We start from the raw sequence: 19,669 nt of genomic DNA, 5'->3' as shown, positions 1-19,669 counted from the left end.
TCCAAAGGTAAGGTTGGTTTGTTTTTATCCCCTCTCCCCTATGGGGAGAGGGTTAGGGTGATGGAAGGAAGGTGCGGTCTGATGCCCTCACCCCGGCCCTCTCCCACGGGGAGAGGGAGAAACACTAGGAAGGCATTGCGATGGCCTGCTTCTCTTCGAGCAGTTTGTCCACCACGCCAGGATCGGCAAGCGTTGAGGTATCACCGAGGTTGCTGGTGTCGCCTGCTGCGATTTTGCGCAGAATACGACGCATAATCTTGCCGGAACGGGTTTTCGGCAGTGAGTCGGTCCAGTGCAGCACGTCCGGCGTGGCCAGCGGGCCGATCTCTTTACGCACCCAGTTACGCACCTCGGTATACAGCTCTGGCGACGGCTCCTCGCCGTGGTTCAGGGTGACGTAGGCGTAGATCGCCTGGCCTTTGATGTTGTGAGGAATGCCGACAACTGCCGCTTCGGCAATCTTCGGATGCGACACCAGCGCAGACTCAATCTCCGCCGTGCCCAGACGGTGGCCGGAAACATTCAGCACATCGTCCACGCGTCCGGTGATCCAGTAATAACCGTCTTCGTCCCGGCGCGCGCCGTCGCCGCTGAAGTACATGTTTTTAAAGGTTGAGAAGTAGGTCTGTTCGAAGCGCTCATGGTCGCCGAACAGGGTACGCGCCTGGCCAGGCCAGGAATCGACGATTACCAGGTTGCCTTCGGTGGCCCCTTCCTGCGGATTGCCTTCGTTGTCCACCAGCGCGGGCTGCACGCCGAAGAACGGACGGGTGGCCGAACCGGCTTTCAACTGCGTGGCGCCCGGCATCGGGGTGATCATGAAGCCGCCGGTTTCGGTCTGCCACCAGGTGTCCATCACCGGGCACTTCTCGTTGCCGATCTTCTTCCAGTACCACTCCCAGGCTTCCGGGTTGATCGGCTCGCCCACGGAACCGAGGATGCGCAGGGAAGAGCGGTCGGTCCCTTCGATGGCTTTATCGCCTTCCGCCATCAGCGCACGGATCGCCGTTGGCGCGGTGTAGAGAATGTTGACCTGATGCTTATCAACCACCTGGCACATACGTGCCGGCGTTGGCCAGTTAGGTACGCCTTCAAACATCAGCGTCGTTGCGCCGCAGGCCAGCGGGCCGTACAGCAGGTAGCTGTGACCGGTGACCCAGCCCACGTCGGCGGTACACCAGTAGATGTCGCCCGGATGGTAGTCGAAAACGTATTTAAAGGTGGTGGCCGCGTAAACCAGATAGCCGCCGGTGGTATGCAGCACGCCTTTCGGCTTACCAGTGGATCCGGAGGTATAAAGGATAAACAGCGGATCTTCCGCGTTCATCTCTTCCGGCTGATGCTGGTCGCTTGCGTTTTCAATCAGATCGCTCCACCACAGGTCTCGGCCCTCGTGCCAGTCAATGTTGCCGCCCGTGCGTTTGAAGACAATGACGTTATGGATGGATTTCACGTTCGGGTTTTTCAGCGCTTCATCGACGTTTTTCTTCAGCGGAATGCCGCGCCCGGCACGCACGCCCTCGTCAGCGGTGATCACCAGCTTTGAGTTCGAGTCGACGATACGTCCGGCAACCGCCTCCGGCGAGAAGCCACCAAAAATAACGGAGTGGATCGCGCCGATGCGCGCGCAGGCCAGCATAGCCACCGCGGCTTCCGGCACCATCGGCATATAGATCGCCACCACATCGCCTTTTTTAATGCCCTGGGCCAGCAGCACGTTGGCGAAGCGGCAGACGTCGCGATGAAGCTCTTTATATGAGATGTGTTTGCTCTGAGAGGCATCGTCGCCTTCCCAGATAATGGCCGTTTCGTTGCCGCGTTCGGCAAGATGGCGGTCCAGGCAGTTCGCCGCCAGGTTCAGCGTGCCGTCTTCATACCATTTAATGGAGACGTTGCCCGGCGCGAAAGAGGTGTTCTTTACCTTCTGATAAGGTTTGATCCAGTCGAGGATGTGGCCCTGTTCACCCCAGAATGCGTCAGGGCTGGAAATGGACTGCTGGTATTTCTCCTGGTACTGCTCCGGGCTTATCAGGCAACGGTCCGCAATGTTTGCGGGAATGTCGTGTTTGTGTATTTGGCTCATGGCTTTTTTTCTCCTTGTAAGATGTTAATAATATGTCGCAAAAACGTTAATAGTAGGGGCTTTACAAGCTTTGTTTAGTATTTGGGCGACAGATCACGCAATGTCTGAAGAGTATGAAAATTGAGCGAATGAAACTTTGAAGGGAAATAATTCATCTGAAGAATTATTCACTTTTTTGTTTGTAAAAGTTTTTTCATAACAATCGGTTATTGATGTGGATTGCTATTAATTACCGTCAATGACGCTTTTTGCAGTGAAATGCCTTGTTCTTTAAGGCTTGCGCAGCATGCCGTGCAAATGATACTCATACGGCGCGTTAAAAAATCCCATAAACCAACGCAACACAATTCATACCCTTTCAGTATGTCTCCATATTCATGCAGTTTTGCTGGTGCGGAGATTTCATTGAGGAAGTCAGTTTCTATGAAAAATTTGAAAGTCAGCCTGGCCTGGCAGATCCTGCTGGCCCTTGTGCTGGGCATCTTGCTGGGCAGTTACCTCCATTACCATAGCGACAGCCGCGAGTGGCTGATTGCGAACCTTCTCTCGCCAGCGGGCGATATCTTTATTCATCTGATCAAGATGATTGTTGTGCCGATTGTGATCTCGACGCTGGTGGTCGGTATTGCCGGGGTAGGTGATGCGAAACAGTTAGGCCGCATCGGCGTTAAAACCATTCTCTATTTCGAAGTGATCACCACGGTTGCCATCATTCTTGGTATCACCCTGGCGAACGTGTTCCAGCCAGGTTCCGGGATTGATATGTCGCAGCTGGCGACGGTGGATATTTCGAAATATCAAAGCACCACCGCCGACGTGCAGAGCCATTCGCACGGTCTGATGGGCACAATTCTGTCACTGGTGCCGACCAACATTATCGCGTCAATGGCGAAGGGCGAGATGCTGCCGATCATCTTCTTCTCGGTGCTCTTTGGTCTGGGGCTTTCTTCCCTGCCCGCGACGCACCGTGAACCGCTGGTAACGGTGTTCCGCTCTATCTCTGAAACCATGTTCAAAGTTACCCACATGGTGATGCGCTATGCGCCGGTGGGTGTTTTTGCGCTGATCGCCGTAACCGTGGCGAACTTCGGCTTTGCTTCCCTGTGGCCGTTGGCGAAGCTGGTGATTCTGGTGCACTTCGCGATCCTGTTCTTCGCGCTGGTGGTGCTGGGGATTGTGGCGCGCCTGTGCGGGCTGAGTATCTGGATCCTGATCCGCATTCTGAAAGATGAGCTGATTCTGGCGTACTCCACGGCAAGCTCCGAGAGCGTGCTGCCGCGTATCATTGAGAAGATGGAGGCCTACGGTGCACCGGCGTCCATTACCAGCTTCGTTGTACCGACCGGTTACTCCTTCAACCTGGATGGTTCAACGCTGTATCAGAGTATTGCGGCAATCTTTATCGCTCAGCTGTACGGCATTGACCTGTCGCTGTGGCAGGAAATCGTGCTGGTGTTGACCCTGATGGTGACCTCAAAGGGTATCGCAGGCGTGCCGGGCGTCTCCTTCGTGGTGCTGCTGGCGACGCTGGGCAGCGTCGGTATTCCGCTGGAAGGCCTGGCGTTTATCGCCGGTGTGGACCGTATCCTCGACATGGCGCGTACCGCGCTGAACGTGGTGGGTAATGCGCTGGCGGTGCTGGTAATCTCCAAGTGGGAACACAAGTTCGACCGTAAAAAAGCGCTGGCGTATGAACGCGAGGTGCTGGGTCGTTTTGATAAAACGGCTGACCAGTGATGTAAAAATGCCGGGTGGCGGCTTCGCCTTACCCGGCCTACATAACCGTAGGCCCGGTAAGCGCAGGGTATGAACCGGAAACATGGGTAACACTTTAGACCGGATACATGGGTAACAGTTATAACTGGCATAGAAGAGGAGACTCGCTATGCCCTGGACTGAGACCCGACCTATGCAACGCCTTGATTTTATCCGTGCCTGCCATGCAGGTACGGATTCTTTTTCTGCCCTCTGCCGTCTCTTCGGCATCAGTCGAAAAACCGGTTACAAATGGCTTCAGCGTTTTGACCCCTCTGACCTGTCATCTCTCTCTGACCGGTCGCGTGCTCCGCACTCCCACTCCCGGACAGTTCCTGATGATATCGCCGGGCAGCTTACGGCCCTGAGGCAAAAACACCCTGACTGGGGCCCCAAAAAACTGCGGATGTGGCTGCTCAATCATCACGTCGATTTTACCGTCCCCGCTGCCAGTACTATCGGCGATATCCTCAAGCGTGAAGGCCTGGTTCCGGATAAAAAGCGAAAACGCAGAACCCCGGGCAATCGCCAGCCCCTGACCATCATCAGTGAGAACAATCAGGTCTGGAGCGCTGATTTTAAAGGCAAGTTCAGGCTGCTGAGCCGGAAATACTGTCATCCCTTCACCCTCACCGACAATCACAGCCGGTATCTTCTGAGCTGCCGGGGAGCAGACCGGGAGAGCGAGCCCTTCGTCAGGCAGTGCCTGACGGATGCGTTCCTGGAGTACGGTCTGCCGGAAGTCCTGAGAACGGATAATGGTCAGCCTTTCGCAGGAACAGGTATCGCCGGGTTAAGTCGCCTTGCAGTCTGGCTGATAAAGCTGGGCATCAGACCGGAACGCATCAGAAAGGGGCATCCGGAAGAAAACGGCCGTCATGAGCGAATGCATCGTTCGCTGAAAAGTGCAGTAAAACAGGGCAACATATTTATGACAATGGAAGAACAACAGCGGTGGTTCAGTGGCTACCGGGAAGAGTTTAACTACGAAAGGCCGCATGAAGCCCTGGCGGGTGCAACGCCCGGAACGGTATGGCAACCCTCAGGCCGGCACTGGGATGGCAGGGTTCCTGAATATGCTTATCCGGAAGGAGGTACGGTCTACAGGGTGAAATCAAGGGGGACACTCTATATGGGGAAAAAGGGGACGGTGTTCCTGAGTGAAGCGCTGACTGATGAGTACATCATGCTGGAAGAACAAGATGATGGCCTGGAGGCCATCATCTTTAATGGAATAACGCTTGCGTACTACGACCGAAAAACCCAGAGTGTGCTCCGGATAGACTGAAAAGTGTTACCTATGTTCCCGGTCTGATCTGTTACCTATGTATCCGGTCATACAGCAGCGCCACCGGGCAATAATTTACTCCCCGCTCAACGCATCAAACTCTTCACACCCGGTATCAAACCCTTCCGTACAGCTCAGGTTTAACCAGTAAAGCGCTTTCTGTTTATTCGGTGTGATAAAGCCTTTCTCACCCTGCCTGAACAGCATGCCTGCCCAGTACTCCGCATAGCCCGTCCGGGACAGAGCCGAACTCCGCTTGAACCACGCCGCAGCCTGCACGTCATCCTGAGGGACTTCAACGCCGTTGGCATAGATCAGCCCCAGCAGCTGTTGCGCGTCTACCGCCGAGTCGCTATCGATGTCTTCGGTCGACGTTTGCAGCAGTTTAATGGCCTGCGGGTAGTCGGTCTTGCCTGCTTGCGTGTTCACCAGCACCCGCGCCAGCATGATCGCGCCGCGTTTGCTGCCCGCAATGTTTGCCTGTTGGGCCAGAGCTTTGGCCTGTGCGTAGTCGCCCTGCGTAAAGAGGATTTGCGACAGCAGCGCCATGGCGTCGATATTGCCGCCTTTCGCCGCTTTCTCGGCCCACAGCGCGGCCTGCTTGCTGTCGCCGGAGCTGAAGTACGTATCGGCAAGATAATACTGGGCGCGCGCATCACCGGCTTCCGCCTGTTTTCGATACTGGCTGCCTATCTCATCGGCACGGGCAAAGGCGGTTAAAAATAACAACAACAGAAAAATGGCTTTCATGGATTCTTATCATCGGGGTACATGCCGCGCAGTATAATCGCGGCGACAGAAGAAAAAAACGGGTGCGTTAAGACCTCAGTATCCCACAAGCCGGGCGGAACACGCGTTCCACCCGAAGAGGTTAGCCTGCGTTACAGGCTAATTTCGCCGCCACCTCCTGATGTTCACTCTTTATTGAAAACTCACATAACTTACCGCGAGTAATAAAGGTAAAGATCACTATCGTCAGGCAAATAATAAAAACGATGCCTAACGCAGTTTTTAATAGCGTCATGCCTTTTACTCCTTGTGAAAAAAAGAATAAGAGGCTACTCTCAACTTGTTGGGGTTGAGGGGTAGCCTCGGGTTGTACTGACCCCAAAAAGTTGGACAGTTAAACACGAGGCACATAGGTCTGGGTTCGATATTCAATTGGACTCAGACCTTTTAATTTCAGGCTAATTCTTCTGCTGTTGTAGTAGTCAATATATTCCGTAACAGCATCCTTCAGTTCGCTTATATTACTGAACTCGTCAAGATAAAAACACTCCGACTTTAAGGTTCCAAAGAAACATTCCACGACTGCATTATCCAGACAATTGCCTTTTCTGGACATGCTCTGTGTAATGCCTTGTTCTTTAAGGATGTTTTGATACCTTCTCATACGATACTGCCATCCCTGGTCAGAGTGCAGAATAGGATGCTCGTGAGGCTTAAGCTTTTTGAATGCCTGATCGAGCATATTCTCGACCATGTTCATCACAGGTCTTTCCGACAGGCTGTAAGAAATAACTTCGTTGTTGAAGAGATCTATTACTGGAGACAAATACAGCTTTCGCCCATTGACTGCAAATTCAGTAACGTCGGTAACCCACTTCTCGTTTGGCCGTGTAGCCTTGAAATCCCTTTGGAGAACATTGGGGGCGGTTTGCCCTACCTCTCCTCTGTAGGAGCTGTATCGCTTGACCTTAATCGCTGCCTTAAGCGAGAGGGTTCCCATCAGGCGCTGAACGGCTTTATGGTTAATCCGTTCCCCGTCTCGATGGAGAGACAACGTTACCCTACGGTATCCGTAACGACCTTTATTCTCGTGATAAATCTCACCAATACGCTTTTTAACATCCGCATACTTATCAGGCTTGCTGAGAGCCTTTAGATGGTAATAAAACGTACTGCGCGGTATCTCCGCTGCCTTGAGAAGCTCATCAAGAGGGTAAAACTGCCTTAGCTCGTTGAGTACTTTCACTTTTTCGCGGGATGAGCTAAGGCTTTCAGCTTTTTTAGATACGTAAGCCGCATTTCAAGGAATCGAACTTGTCTTTCAAGATCCTCAATACGTCGGTCTTTCGACAGCTCCAATGCTAACGCCGCTTTTTCTGGATCAACTGACATTGTAATGTTTCTTTTGGTGCCGATCTTGAGTGCGCGTAAACCAGCTTCTCCGTGCTCCTCATAGACTTTCAGCCACTTGGCTACAGAACCACTACCAGCAAGCATAAAGTGAGCAGCAGCCTGATTGAGGGACATCTGCTGCTCGGTCACGGCTTTCACGACCTTAATGCGCAACTCTGGATCAGCACTAACGCCTTTAGGTTTGGGAATTAAACCTTTTTCTCCATGTTTTTCATAGAGGGCAACCCACGTCCTGACCTGGGTTCGAGGCACACCAAAACGTGCAGAGATGATCCTGTAACCATCATCAGTTGTGAAGTAGTGATTCACGACTTCAAGGCGCTTTTCGAAGGGGTATTTTGGCTTTGACATATCAGGGACTATTCCATTTCATCGTCCAACAAAATGGGTGCAGTACAGGTAAATGCAAATTTCCCGGGGCTTTCCACTTTCTGTCCCTCAACAATGCTCAAGACAGAAAGTCTTAAGCACCCGCCGCATATCTTATCCCTCTGAATTAAAATGCAAAGATGTAATTAAATTTCGCGCAAATTACATTTTTCTGCGAGACGTCTTCAGAGAAATATATTGATATTATTAATAGCGATGCCAGAAATAATAATGGGGTGAATATCTCACCCCATTTAGTCAGCGATTAATTAACAGCTTCATCCCATTGCGCTTTCACGCAGGCGGGCTTTCAGCTTGTTATATTCGTCGATCACGTACTGTTCCGCTGCGCGCTGATCCGCTATGGGCTCCACGTTTACGGCGCAGTATTTATACTCCGGCGTTTTGGTTATCGGGCTTAAGTTCTCCGTCACCAGCTCGTTACAGGCGCCAATCCACCACTGGTAGGTCATATAGACCGCGCCTTTGTTCGGACGGTCGCTGACCTGCGCGCGGGTAATGATGCGGCCTTTACGCGAGTTCACCCACACCAGCGCTTCATCTTCAATACCGAGCCGTTCGGCATCGGCGGTGTTGATCTGCGCGTAGCCCGGTTCATCCGCCAGCGCCGCCAGCGCGGCGCAGTTGCCGGTCATGGAACGGCAGGAGTAATGGCCCACTTCACGCACGGTGGAGAGCACCATCGGATACTCGTCGGTGAGTTTATCGATCGGCGCGACCCAGTCGCAGGTGAAGAATTGCGCCAGCCCGTTCGGGGTGTCGAATTTTTCTTTAAAGAGGTACGACGTTCCCTGATCCGCCTCTGACTCATCCCGGCACGGCCACTGGATGTAGCCTAGCTCACCCATTTTTTCATAGGTTGCCCCATAAAAGTCCGGGCACAGATGCCGCAACTCGTCCCAGATCTCCTGGGTGTTGTTGTAGTGCATGGGGTAGCCCATGCGGGTGGCGATTTCGCTGATGATCTGCCAGTCCGTTTTCAGATCCCACTTCGGCTCGACAGCCTTGAAGAAGCGCTGGAAGCCGCGGTCTGCCGCCGTATAGACACCTTCATGCTCTCCCCAGGAGGTCGACGGTAAAATCACATCCGCCGCCGCCGCGGTTTTGGTCATAAAGATATCCTGAACAATCACCAGCTCCAGATCCTCAAACCCTTTACGCACCGCAGACAACTCGGCGTCGGTCTGGAGCGGATCTTCACCCATGATGTAGGCCGCACGCACTTCACCGTGCGCCGCGCGGTGCGGCAGCTCGCTGATGCGATACCCCGTGTGCTCAGGCAGGCTCTCCACGCCCCAGGCCTTCGCGAATTTCTCGCGATTTTCCGGGAATTTGACGTACTGGTAGCCCGGATAGGTGTCCGGCAGCGCGCCCATGTCGCACGCGCCCTGCACGTTATTCTGACCACGTACCGGGTTCACGCCCACATGCGCTTTACCCAGATTGCCGGTCAACATGGCGAGGCTGGTGAGCGAGCGCACGGTTTCCACGCCCTGGTAGAACTGGGTCACGCCCATACCCCACAGAATGGCGGCGGTTTTCGCTCCGGCGTACATCCGCGCCGCCTGGCGGATCTCCTGTGCGCTGACGCCGGTTATCGCCTCTACGGACTCCGGCGTATAGCCTTCGACAATCTTGCGATACTCTTCAAACCCTTCCGTACGGCTCGCGACAAACGCCTGGTCGTAGAGGTTCTCCTCAATAATGACGTGCCCCATTGCATTTAACAGCGCGATGTTCGAGCCGTTTTTCAGTGCGATGTGCATATCGGCAATGCGCGCGGTTTCAATTTTGCGCGGATCGCAGACGATGATTTTCGCCCCGTTCTGTTTGGCGCGAATCACGTGATTCGCGACGATAGGGTGAGAATCCGCCGGGTTATAGCCGAAGATGAACACCAGATCGGTGTTATCTATCTCATTGATGGCATTACTCATTGCGCCGTTACCGACCGACTGGTGCAGACCTGCAACCGATGGGCCGTGTCAGACGCGAGCGCAGCAGTCGACGTTATTGGTACCAATAACGGCGCGCGCGAATTTTTGCATCACATAGTTGGTTTCATTCCCGGTTCCGCGTGAGGAGCCGGTGGTCTGAATCGCATCCGGGCCATACTTGGCCTTGATGGCGCTAAGGCGCGTGGCAACATAATCCAGCGCTTCATTCCAGGAGATGGCTTCCAGCTTGCCGCCGCGCTCGCGGCGGATCATAGGGGTTTTCAGGCGCGGGGTGAGGATTTGGGTATCGTTAATAAAATCCCAGCCGTAGTACCCTTTCAGGCACAGCGTGCCCTGATTGGTTTTACCCTGCGCCGCTTCCGCCCGGACGATTTTGCCGTTATCGACCACCAGGTGGATTTTGCAACCTGAGGCACAATAAGGGCAAACCGTGACGACTTTTTTCATCACTTTGCTCCAGTTAAACAGTTCTTACCTGCCCAATATGCAGCTTCTATGCCATGTTTTTACTATGGGTATTTCCTGACTTTACGACCCTTTGCGGGGCAAAACCCTGACGAAAAACAGCCAATCGTCAAAATTGACGTGTCGAAAGGGCAGGGGATGTGACATGGATTGAATTTCCGTCACGTAAAAAACAATTCGGCTGGAGCCGGCGGCAGAATGGTTCAGACTTAACATAATTCCCTGACGGAAGCATGCGATGAAACCGGCGATTCTGGTGGTTGATGATGATGTCGCAGTCTGCGAACTGCTACAGGATGTGCTCAGCGAGCACGTCTTTACCGTGCTGACGTGTCACACCGGTCAGGAAGCGGTGAACCGTGTCCAGCAGGACTCCGGCATTGCGCTGGTTCTGCTGGACATGATGCTGCCGGATATCAACGGATTACAGGTTTTGCTGCAGATGCAAAAGCGGCGACCGTCGCTACCGGTGGTGATGCTGACGGGGCTGGGAAGTGAATCAGATGTGGTCGTTGGGCTGGAAATGGGCGCTGATGATTACATCGGAAAACCGTTCAATCCGCGCGTGGTGGTCGCCCGCGTTAAGGCGGTGCTGCGTCGTACCGGCGCGCTGGCCGCGGAGCCTGCCGCGCCGCGCGTTGAGGGTATTGCTTTTAACGGCTGGAGGCTGGACACCACCCGCTGCGAGCTGAGCGATCCGCAGCGTAATACCGTACCGTTAACCCAGGGTGAATACGGCCTGCTGCTGGCATTAACGCAAAACGCCCGCCGGGTACTGAGCCGTGAACAACTGCTGGAGCTGACCCACAGCGAAAGCGCCGAGGTCTTTGACCGCACTATCGACGTGTTGATCATGCGGTTGCGGCGAAAAATTGAGGTTAATCCGCACCAGCCTCTGCTGATCAAAACCATTCGCGGTCTGGGCTATGTTTTTGCCACGGACGTTTCCCATCATGAGAAAGCCGCCTGACCGTTCTCCTGAATAAACGTCTGAAGCTCGGCCAGCGTTTTCGCGCCGTCAATTGCATTAGCCGCCAGCAGGCTGGCCCGCGCGCAGGCGTGCGCCAGATAAATACTCTCCGTCAGCGGCAGGGATTCATGGCAGCCGTATAAAAAGCCCGCGCAAAACGCGTCGCCCGCGCCGACGCTGCCGATAATCTCGTCCTGCGTCAGCTTCCACGACGGAACCCATTGCCCTTTTTCACCCGGCGATTCACCCCATGCCCCTTCCGGACAGTGGATCACCACCCGCTGCCGCACGCCTGCCGCCAGCAGCTGTGCGGCAGCGTCGGCGATATGGGCCATGTTCAGCGCATCATGGCTGTCGCGGATCTCAAGCCCGCTAAACTCACCGGCTTCCAGCTCGTTAATCACCAGATAATCAAGATGGCGCAGGGCAGGGAGCACCAGCGGCTGATAGCGCGGGTCGCCCTTGCGGGACACCAGATCGAGCGAGGTTTCATACCCCTGATCGTGCATCTGTGCCAGTAACCGCGCGCTGCGGGTGCCAAATTCCTCGTCCGGCATATCCAGGCTGTCGAGCAGCAGCAGATAGCCGAGATGGAAGATCTTCAGCGATCCGTCTAAACGATCGAAGGCGGGAAGATCCAGCAGGCGGTTGGCGCCCGGCGAGTGGAAAAAGGTGCGCTGTCCGCTGGGGTCGGTCATCACCTGCGACATCGACGTTGGGGAGAACGTCGTGCGCTGCACGCGCTGGCGATTGACGTGATACTGGTCGAGCATCGCCAGAATATAGTCTCCGTCGCTGTCTTCCCCAATCAGCCCCACCGCCTGTAACGGCAGGCCGACGTGCATTTTTGCCAGCGTCAGCAGAACGTTGAGCGGCGCACCGCCGGTTGAGCGTTCGCTGTGGGTGATTTCTGCCAGCCAGCCGCGCTCCGGCCACTGTACGATCTGGTGGACGTGATCCACCAGCATATTGCCTGCGGCGACGATCCCTTTGCGTTCCATTAGGCCTGCCCCGCACTGCCGAAGATGCGCATCTGTTCCGCAACCGTATCGGTAATGGCCTCTTCAATGCCCAGCAGCAGCTCGGCAAACTCATCGTAAAGCGATTGTCGGTTCGCCATGCGTTGCTCAACGGCGGCAAGTGCTGCCTGCGACATGCCGGTATAGAAATTGATTTTATGAATACCGAGTTCAATGGCGCGGCGGAAATCAGTGTCGCTTATGCCAGAGCCACCGTGTAAAACCAGCGGCAGGCCCGTCTGCTGGCGAATGGCGTCCAGACGCGGAAAATCAAGCTTCGGCTCGCCCTTGTATTTGCCGTGCGCGTTGCCAATGGCAACCGCCAGCGCATCGATGCCGGTTGAATCAACAAATTCGCGCGCCAGCTGCGGGTCGGTAAAGAAGGCTTCATCCGCATGACCGTACAGCGCGCCACCTTCATCCCCGCCTACCGCGCCCAGCTCCGCCTCTACCGAGACGCCCACCGCGTGGCACATCTTCACCACTTCCCGGGTCTGGCGGATATTTTCCTCATAGCTCAGCGTGGAGCCGTCGAACATCACCGAGCTGAACCCTAAACGCAGGGCGCGCACCACCGCCTCAAAATGCAGTCCGTGGTCGAGGTTAAGCACCACGGGAATATCGTGGCGGGCAGCTTCGAATTTCACCGCTTCCACCAGCGACTCCAGAGACACGTACTTAAAATGCACTTCGGCGATGTTGATGATAAACGGCGAGCGTTCCTGCTTCGCGGCGGCAAACAGCGCGCGCAGGAAATGGGAGTCGAGCACGTTGAACGCGCCCAGGGCGTAGCGGTGTTCCCTGGCGTGGGCCAGACCGTCGGCAAGAGAAATCAATGGCATCATTCACTCCTTATATCCGAAAGAGGGTGTACTCGTTGCACAGCACCAGCACCGCCGGTTCGTCTTCTTCAATGGTGTTGTAGCGGTCAATGGGCTGTAAAAAGTGGTTGTCGTGTTCATCGTCATTGACCGACGACACTTCGCCCACCAGCACGTCACCAAAGCCGCGTTCACCCCAGAAACTGTGGTACAGGCCGGGCGTCAGGCAGATGCTCTCCCCAGGCGTGAGGCGCAGCTGGCTGCCGGGCGCGTGCGTCTGCCGACAGCCGTCTATCGTTACGGTCACGTCGGTGTTTTCGGTCTCTTCATGCGCGCCCGCATTCCATAACTCAATAATCAGATTCCCGCCGCCGCGGTTAATAATGTCCTCCCGCTTGCGCCAGTGAAAATGCATCGGCGTCACCTGGCCGTCGCGGACATGCATGATTTTTTCGGCATAGCACTTTTCATAGGGCACGCCGTTGGGGGAGCCGTTGCGCAGGGTGAAAAGCGTCAGGCCCTGGGTGGCAAAGCTGTTGCCGCCGAACGCCGTCACGTCCCAGCCGAGCCTGAGGTCGAACACCTCCTGCCATGCTGCCTGGTCAAGCTGCTGCCATTTTGTCGGCGGAAAGCTGGCAAACGGCGGGAGATGCACGCCGTGCATGGAGAAGAACTGCCGCGTGTGGCCGAGGATTTCATTTATGTCGGAGCGTTTCATGGGGACTCCTTGAGTTTTTGCCGCCCCCTTACCCTAACCCTCTCCCCAAAGGGGAGAGGGAACTTGAACACCCTCTCTCCTTTGGGGAGAGGGCCGGGGGTGAGGGGCTTACTTAACCGTCCACCCCTTATACGTGCCGACGTTCTTTTTATCGATCATCGTCACCGGGATCAGCACAGGCTCTTTCGGCGCAGGTTTGCCCTGAAGAATGTCATAGCCGATCTCCACCGCCTTCGCCGCCATCACCTGCGGATCCTGCGCCGGGGTAGCAACAAACAGCGAGTTTTCGCGCTTCAGGGCTTCTTCACCGTCCGGGCTGCCATCCACGCCAACGATAAAGAATTCGTTGCGTTGAGCCTGTTTAGCCGCCAGATCGGCGCCGATCGCGGTCGGATCGTTAATCGCGAATACGCCGTCGATCTTCGGATTGGCCGCCAGCAGGGAGGTCATGACCTCCAGCCCGCCTTCGCGGCTGCCTTTGGCGTTCTGATTATCCGAGAGCACTTTGATATCCGGGTGGCGCCTGAACTCGGTCTGGCAGCCCTCCACGCGGTTTTGTACCGCAGAAACCGGCGGTCCGTTGATGATCACCACGTTGCCTTTACCTTTCAGGCGGTCGGTAATGTACTTACAGGCCATTTCCCCCGCCTGAGTGTTATCGGAGGTGATGGTCGCATCGGCCCCTTCCGCCGCCACGTCCACCGCCACGACCACGATCCCCGCCTCTTTAGCGCGTTTTACCGCGGGGCCGATCCCTTTGGAATCCGCGGCATTGAGGATGATCATGTCTACTTTCGCCGCAATGAAGTTATCGATCTGCGACACCTGCTGGCCCAGATCGTACCCGCTGGAGACCAGCGTCACCTTGACGTTGTCCCCCGCCAGCTTGCGCGCTTCCAGCTCGGCACCTTTGGTGATCTGCACGAAGAACGGGTTAGCCAGGTCACCCACCGTCACGCCGATGGATTTCAGATCTTTTGCCTGCGCAAACGGGGTTGCGGCCAGCAGCGCGCCAGCACAGAGCGCGGTCACTAAGGGCTTCAATCTCATGCTGTATTCCTCACGTAGGGTATTGTTGTTATGCACTTTGATGGTGTCGGGTACGGTATTTGTCGATCAGCACCGCTATGATGATCACCGCCCCTTTGATCACCAGCTGCCAGAAATAGGAGACGCCCATCAGCGTCATGCCGTTGTTGAGGGTGGCGATGATCAGCGCGCCCACCAGGGTGCCGGTGATCGTGCCGATCCCGCCGACGAAGCTGGTGCCGCCGAGGATCACCGCCGCAATCGCATCCAGCTCGTACCCCGTACCGAGGTTGCCGTTGGCGCTGTAGAGACGTGAAGCGCTCATCACGCCGCCTAAGCCCGAGAGCAGGCCACTCATGCCGTAGACAAACAGCAGCACCAGCCAGACCTTAATGCCGGTTAAGCGTGCCGCCTGCATATTGCCGCCGACCGCATAGATGTGAACACCGAGGGTGGTGCGGCGCAGGATGAACCAGCACACCACAATCACCGCCAGGGCGATCACCACCAGCCACGGAATCGGGCCGAGGTAGTTATTGCCGATCCACTCGAAGTTAATGTTGGAGTTAATAACCGTCGTGCCGTCCGCCAGCAGATAGGCCGCGCCGCGCAGCGCCGTATAGGTGCCGAGCGTAACGATAAACGGCGGAAGTCCGGCGAAGGCCACCAGCGCACCGTTGAACAGCCCCAGCACCATACCGAGCATCAGCGCCGCCGGAATGGAGAGCATCGCAAATTCAGGGATAAGCGACACTACCATCGCCGCCACTGCCGTGGTGCCCAGAATCGAGCCCACGGAGAGGTCAATCCCGCCGGTCAGGATGATGAAGGTCATCCCGGCCGCCAGCACAATGTTGATCGACGCCTGCCGGGTAATGTTGAGCAGATTACTCTCGGTGAAAAAGTTCGGGGCGATAAAGCCAAATACCGCCACAATCAGGATTAAAATCGGCAAAATGCCGATCGTTTGCATCAGATCGCTCATCAGCATTTTTTTGGCGGAGGCGGATTTCGCCACCTGCTGCGGATGGGTTGGAGTTGTCATAATTACACCGCCTGATGATGTGTGTCGTTTACGCCGGTTGCCAGCGTCATGATGTTTTCCTGAGAGATGTCGCGCCCGTGCAGTTCACCCGCAATGCTGCCTTCCCGCATCACGTACACCCGGTCGCTCATCCCTACTACTTCCGGCAGCTCGCTGGAGATCATCAGAATCGCAACGCCTTTGCGCGCCATCTGGTTCATGATGCGGTAGATCTCGCTTTTTGCGCCGACGTCCACGCCGCGCGTGGGTTCGTCCAGAATCAGAATGCGCGGGCCTATCGCCACCCAGCGGGAGATCAGCAGTTTTTGCTGGTTGCCGCCGGAGAGCCCGCCCGCGCGCACCTGTGAATGGGGCACGCGGATATTAAGCAGGGCGATGGCGTCGTCGGAAATCGACTGCGCTTTTTTGCGGTTCAGCCAGCCGAAGGTGGCGTCGCGCTCCAGCGTCGCCATGGTGATGTTCTCCTGCGCCGCCAGCTCCAGAAACAGACCTTGCTCCTTGCGGTTCTCGGTAAGAAAACCGATGCCGTTCTCAATGGCCGCGCGCGGGGAGTGGATCACCACCGGTTCGCCGTCCACCTCAATCATGCCGCCGGTGGCTTTGCGCACGCCGAAGATCAGCTGCGCCAGCTCGGAACGCCCGGCCCCGACCAGCCCTGCCAGCCCGACGATTTCACCGGAGCGCACCTGCAAACTGCACGGCTGTACTTTTTTGCCGTCGGTGAGGTGGTGGACGTTAAGACGCGGGCTGCCGAGGGGAATATCGCGCTCTTTGTTAAACAGATCGCTGAGCGGACGGCCCACCATCATGCGCACCAGCTCGGAGGCGTTGAGCCTGTCGCGCGTCAGGCTGCCGACGTATTGCCCGTCGCGTAGCACGCTGACGCGGTCAGAGAGTTCATACACTTCCGCCATCCGGTGGCTGATGTAAATAATCGCCATGCCTTCATCGCGCAGGCGCAAAATCAGTTCGAACAGACGGTGGGTTTCGCGCGAGGAGAGGGCGGCGGTAGGTTCGTCCATCACCAGAATGCGGCTGTTGCGGTGCAGGGCGCGGGCGATCTCCACCTGCTGCTGCTCGGCGATCGTCAGCTTCATGACCAGGTCGGTGGCGCTGAACTGCGCACCGAGGCGGTCAATGACCGCCTGCGCCTGGGCAGCCATCTCTTTGCGCTGGACCAGCCCGCCGCGCGACAGCTCGCTGCCGAGAAAAATGTTTTCCGCCACGGTCAGGTTAGGAGCAAGCTGCATCTCCTGATAAATCAGGGTAATGCCTGCGGCCAGCGCATCCTTCGGCCCTTTGATATGAAACGGCTTACCGTCGATGAGGATGTCGCCGCTGCTGGCGGTATAGGCACCTGCGAGGATCTTCATCAGCGTGCTTTTTCCGGCGCCGTTTTCCCCCATCAGCGCGTGGATCTCACCGGGGAAAACCGTCAAATCCACGCCCTTGAGCGCGTGGAAATTGCCAAAGGTTTTGGCAATGTGGCGCATCTCTAAAACCGGGGTTCTGCTCATGGCGGATCTCCTGTGAATGTCGATATCTGCACTTCATCACAGGCGCGTAAATGCAAAATGTCAGAAGCTGTTCATATTTGTCATAGTTATGAATAGCTAATCGCCATCACATTTTCCTTTTCCCTCTCCCTGTGGGAGAGGGCCAGGGTGAGGGCACCAATCCGCAGAGGAGCCCAAACCCATGTCTTCACGCCCCCCGTTCTTCACCAGCGCCCGCGGACGCCTGCTGATTTTTAATCTGCTGGTGGTCGCCGTCACGCTGATGGTGAGCGGTGTGGCGGTGCTCGGCTTTCGTCACGCCAGCCAGATCCAGGAGCAGGTCCAACAGCAAACGCTGGATGACATGACCGGCAGCATGAACCTCGCCCGTGATACCGCAAATGTGGCAACGGCGGCGGTGCGGCTGTCGCAGGTGGTCGGTGCGCTGGAGTACAAAGGCGAAGCCGAGCGGCTGAAACAGACGCAGATGGCGCTGCGCCACTCGCTGGATCAACTTGCCGATGCGCCGCTGGCGCAGCAGGAGCCGGCGCTGGTGGCGCGAATTATTCGCAGGAGTAATGAATTACAGCAGAGCGTGACGGGAATGCTGGAGCGCGGGCAAAAGCGGCATCTGGAGCGTAACGCGCTGCTCAGCTCGCTCTATCAAAGCCAAAGCTACCTGCGTCATTTGCAGGATATCAACCGCCGTTACGCGAGCAATGTGCCAGACGCCCGACAGCTTGCAGAGATGGACAGGCTGATCGTTGCCGCCATTGATACCCCTTCACCGCGCGCCACGGTGCAGCAGCTGGATGCAGTAACCGCGGGGTTATCCGCGAGCGCCCTGCAACCGGTGGCCAACCTGGTGCTCCCGGATTTTAATGATGAGCTGCGCAAGCTCGCACCACTGTCGACGCAGCTGGAGGAGAGCGATCTGTCCATCAGCTGGTACATGTTCCACATCAAGGCGCTGGTGGCGATATTAAACAGCGACATTAATCAGTACGTTGAACAGGTGGCGCAGGCTTCCCGGCTTCGCACGGCCCAGAGCCATCACGAGCTGCAATCCATCAGCGTGTTTATCAGCATCTTCGCGGTGCTGGCGCTGATCATCACCGGCTGTGCCTGCTGGTATATTTACCGCAATCTGGGCTCCAACCTGACGGCTATCTCAAGGGCGATGTCGCGTCTCGCTCATGGGGAGCAGGATGTGTCGGTGCCCGCTCTACAGCGGCGTGATGAGCTGGGGGAACTGGCGCGCGCGTTTAACGTTTTCGCCCGCAATACCGCTTCGCTGGAGCACACCACGCGGCTGCTGAAGGAGAAGACCTCACAGATGGAGGTTGACCGCATCGAACGTCAGGGGCTGGAGGAGGCGCTGCTGCACAGCCAGAAAATGAAGGCGGTCGGGCAACTGACGGGTGGCCTGGCGCATGATTTTAATAACCTGCTGGCGGTGATTATCGGCAGTCTGGAGCTGACCGATTCGGCATCACCGGACGCGCCGCGCATCATCCGTGCGCTTAAAGCCGCGGAACGCGGGGCCATGCTCACCCAGCGTCTGCTGGCCTTCTCGCGCAAGCAATCCCTGCATCCCCATGCGGTAGAGATGAAGCCGCTGCTGGAGAACCTGAGCGAGCTGATGCGGCACTCGCTTCCCGCCACGCTGACGCTGGATATTGAAGCGCAAACCCCGGCGTGGCCCGCATGGATTGACGTCAGCCAGCTGGAAAACGCCATTATCAACCTGGTGATGAACGCCCGTGATGCAATGGAGGGGCAAAACGGTGTGATTAAAATTCGCACCTGGAACCAGCGTGTGACCCGCAGCGACGGGCGCAGGCAGGATATGGTCGCGCTGGAGGTGATTGACCACGGCTGCGGGATGTCGCAGGAGGTGAAATCGCAGGTCTTTGAACCGTTCTTCACCACCAAACAGACCGGCAGCGGCAGCGGGTTAGGGCTGTCGATGGTGTACGGCTTTGTGCGCCAGTCGGGTGGTCGCGTTGAGATCGAAAGCGCGCCGGGGCAGGGAACCACCGTGCGGCTCCAACTGCCGCGCTCGACGCTGCCCGCGTTCTCCGATGATGTCGTGCTGGCGACCACGGCCCCGGCAGAAAGTGAGCTGCTTGTGCTGGTCCTGGAAGATGAGGCAGGCGTGCGGCAGACCCTGTGCGAGCAACTGCACCAGCTTGGCTACCTGACACTTGAAGCCGAAAACGGCGAGCAGGCGTTGAACATGCTGGACGCATCACCGGATATCGGTATGTTTATCAGCGACCTGATGTTGCCGGGCGGCCTGAGCGGTGCGGAGGTGATCGGCCATGTACGCAGCCACTATCCGCAGTTGCCGGTTCTGCTGATCAGCGGGCAGGATTTGCGCCCGGCGCATAACCCGCAGCTGCCGGACGTTCCGTTACTGCGAAAACCGTTCACCCGCGCACAGCTGGCGCAGGCGCTGCGCAAGGTGATGGTAATTTGAGATTCCTC

At 56.5% G+C, this 19,669-nt stretch carries 15 protein-coding genes; 4 read left to right on the top strand and 11 right to left on the bottom strand.

Going from position 1 to position 19,669, the window contains the following annotated elements:
- Positions 1-124 precede the first annotated feature (124 nt).
- Positions 125-2,083, bottom strand: coding sequence for an acetate--CoA ligase (acs, locus tag SK51_RS02445; RefSeq protein ID WP_023299100.1), 1,959 nt, complete (start codon positions 2,081-2,083; stop codon positions 125-127).
- A gap of 423 nt (positions 2,084-2,506) precedes the next feature.
- Here acs and gltP point away from each other — a divergent pair, with 423 nt between their 5' ends.
- Positions 2,507-3,820, top strand: a complete 1,314-nt coding sequence (gene gltP, locus SK51_RS02440) for a glutamate/aspartate:proton symporter GltP (protein ID WP_022646765.1) — start codon at positions 2,507-2,509, stop codon at positions 3,818-3,820.
- 148 nt (positions 3,821-3,968) lie between these two features.
- Entirely contained in the window at positions 3,969-5,126 is a 1,158-nt protein-coding gene (locus SK51_RS02435; protein WP_023305267.1) for a DDE-type integrase/transposase/recombinase, read from the top strand.
- A 75-nt stretch (positions 5,127-5,201) separates the two neighbouring features.
- Here SK51_RS02435 and SK51_RS02430 read toward each other — a convergent pair whose 3' ends face one another.
- The 4 genes from SK51_RS02430 to fdhF all read right to left on the bottom strand — a co-directional run bounded on the left by SK51_RS02430 (position 5,202) and on the right by fdhF (position 10,063).
- Complete coding sequence (locus SK51_RS02430) at positions 5,202-5,876, bottom strand: tetratricopeptide repeat protein (RefSeq protein ID WP_023305268.1); 675 nt, start codon at positions 5,874-5,876, stop codon at positions 5,202-5,204.
- A gap of 121 nt (positions 5,877-5,997) precedes the next feature.
- The gene (locus SK51_RS02425) at positions 5,998-6,150 is read right to left on the bottom strand and encodes a Hok/Gef family protein (RefSeq protein ID WP_023305269.1); all 153 of its coding nucleotides are present in this window, start codon (positions 6,148-6,150) and stop codon (positions 5,998-6,000) included.
- A gap of 99 nt (positions 6,151-6,249) precedes the next feature.
- A protein-coding gene (locus SK51_RS24895) for an IS3-like element ISKpn8 family transposase (protein ID WP_085949440.1) occupies positions 6,250-7,619 on the bottom strand; the annotation gives its coding sequence in 2 pieces (ribosomal slippage) (positions 6,250-7,139 and positions 7,139-7,619; 1,371 coding nt in all).
- A 296-nt stretch (positions 7,620-7,915) separates the two neighbouring features.
- Complete coding sequence (gene fdhF / locus SK51_RS02410) at positions 7,916-10,063, bottom strand: formate dehydrogenase subunit alpha (RefSeq protein WP_080346806.1); 2,148 nt, start codon at positions 10,061-10,063, stop codon at positions 7,916-7,918.
- A 256-nt stretch (positions 10,064-10,319) separates the two neighbouring features.
- Between fdhF and SK51_RS02400 the strand changes: the two genes are divergently transcribed.
- A complete protein-coding gene (locus SK51_RS02400) occupies positions 10,320-11,051 on the top strand; it encodes a response regulator (RefSeq protein WP_023305271.1) in 732 nt (243 codons plus the stop codon).
- On the opposite strand, the gene SK51_RS02395 is transcribed toward SK51_RS02400, so the two are convergent.
- From SK51_RS02395 to SK51_RS02370, 6 genes are all read right to left on the bottom strand, one after another.
- Positions 11,033-12,052, bottom strand: coding sequence for a carbohydrate kinase family protein (locus SK51_RS02395; protein ID WP_022646770.1), 1,020 nt, complete (start codon positions 12,050-12,052; stop codon positions 11,033-11,035). The genes SK51_RS02400 and SK51_RS02395 overlap by 19 nt on opposite strands.
- Complete coding sequence (locus SK51_RS02390) at positions 12,052-12,912, bottom strand: ketose 1,6-bisphosphate aldolase (RefSeq protein WP_022646771.1); 861 nt, start codon at positions 12,910-12,912, stop codon at positions 12,052-12,054. The genes SK51_RS02395 and SK51_RS02390 overlap by 1 nt, the downstream gene beginning before the upstream one ends.
- A gap of 10 nt (positions 12,913-12,922) precedes the next feature.
- A complete protein-coding gene (locus SK51_RS02385) occupies positions 12,923-13,609 on the bottom strand; it encodes a D-lyxose/D-mannose isomerase (protein ID WP_023299106.1) in 687 nt (228 codons plus the stop codon).
- Between the two features lie 108 nt (positions 13,610-13,717).
- Positions 13,718-14,659 carry an ABC transporter substrate-binding protein gene (locus tag SK51_RS02380; protein ID WP_003860240.1) on the bottom strand — a complete coding sequence of 314 codons (942 nt, stop codon included), beginning with the start codon at positions 14,657-14,659 and terminating at the stop codon, positions 13,718-13,720.
- A 28-nt stretch (positions 14,660-14,687) separates the two neighbouring features.
- Positions 14,688-15,683, bottom strand: coding sequence for an ABC transporter permease subunit (locus tag SK51_RS02375; protein ID WP_003860239.1), 996 nt, complete (start codon positions 15,681-15,683; stop codon positions 14,688-14,690).
- A 2-nt stretch (positions 15,684-15,685) separates the two neighbouring features.
- A complete protein-coding gene (locus tag SK51_RS02370) occupies positions 15,686-17,200 on the bottom strand; it encodes a sugar ABC transporter ATP-binding protein (RefSeq protein WP_023299107.1) in 1,515 nt (504 codons plus the stop codon).
- Positions 17,201-17,381: 181 nt separating this feature from the next.
- On the opposite strand from SK51_RS02370, the gene SK51_RS02365 reads away from it, so the two are divergent.
- Positions 17,382-19,661 carry a hybrid sensor histidine kinase/response regulator gene (locus SK51_RS02365; protein WP_023305272.1) on the top strand — a complete coding sequence of 760 codons (2,280 nt, stop codon included), beginning with the start codon at positions 17,382-17,384 and terminating at the stop codon, positions 19,659-19,661.
- The last annotated feature ends 8 nt before the right edge of the window (positions 19,662-19,669 follow it).

The organism is Enterobacter sp. MGH85 (genome assembly GCF_001037655.1).
GTDB lineage: Bacteria > Pseudomonadota > Gammaproteobacteria > Enterobacterales > Enterobacteriaceae > Enterobacter > Enterobacter intestinihominis.
Note: the sequence above shows the minus strand (reverse complement) of the source record. Positions and strands in the feature narration are given on the sequence as shown.